The sequence below is a fragment of the Flavobacterium sp. FG19 genome (assembly GCF_057809475.1).
In genome coordinates this window covers 1-1,076 of record NZ_JBMDKA010000076.1, presented here as the reverse complement: position 1 = coordinate 1,076, position 1,076 = coordinate 1, and the positions used below count along the sequence as shown (strand labels likewise).

Genomic DNA, 1,076 nt, shown 5'->3' with positions numbered 1-1,076 from the left:
CTATTTCCCTTTTTTGATATTTTAGGTTTTCCTTTTACTGATGTTCCCGATTGTTTTTCTTTTACATCAAGTCCTGCATAACTTGATAATTGTGATTTGTTTCTAATAAGCTCAAAACCATTTGTTTCTGCTAAAACTGTTACAGCTGTGAGTTCTCCAACTCCTGGTATGGAAATAATTCTATCTACAAGCTGTTTTAGATCAGGATTTATATTTATTATCTCTGCAATGTCCTGCTTGATTTCTTTTTCCTGTGAATTTAAAAACCTTATTCTTGCCTGCATCCGGTCCATGCTTTTTTGATTAGGTTCTGCTTCAGTACTTTCAGCGTGTATTTGATTTTTAATAATACTTCTTTCTTGGACAATCTGGTCTCTTTCACGGATGAACTGCTGTAATTCTTTATAAACAGCCTTTGGCCTGCACCACACATCCAATTTTCTCTCCAGCCCAAACTGCGCTATTGCCTGCGAACAGCTTTTATCTGTAATAGTCTTTAATTCCAAAGTTCGTATATAATTGCTGATTTTATTGGGAAGCACTATACTTACTTTGTATTGATTGTCAGACAAATAATAAGCAGCCTTTTGATGATATACACCTGTGGCCTCCATTACATAATGAACGCCTGTGTCGTTACCAGTTATTTTTTTTGTCCACTCAACCAGAGACTTAAAACCCGAATCACTGTTCTTAAATACCTTAAAAGCAAATAATTCTATTGAAAAATCATCCAAAAGGCGTCCTAAAGTGACCACGAGTTCTTTTTGTGCCACATCAATTCCTGCTACTTGTTTTACTGCTTTACTCATCTTTGCTTTTTTAGTTTAACTATAAAGTGATGAATCTTCCTTCGTCTTTTCTCCTGACTGGATATTCTGGATATCATGACCTGCATAATTCCTTACATTCTGTTCAGACTCTAAAAGATAAAAAAAAATGAGGTAATTTCTCCGAAAGAATATGTTTCTGTGAACTATTTACAAGCGAATCTACTCTCATTCTTTTTCACTTTATTATGCCAAATTTACATTTTATAGATATTTGTAAATTGACTTGGCAAACATAGGAGAAGC

At 34.2% G+C, this 1,076-nt stretch carries 1 protein-coding gene; it reads right to left on the bottom strand.

Annotated features, from left to right (window positions below):
• On the bottom strand, positions 1–812 hold an 812-nt coding region (locus tag ACODST_RS27795), incomplete at its 3' end, for an IS110 family transposase (protein ID WP_488935346.1).
• Positions 813–1,076: the final 264 nt, after the last annotated feature.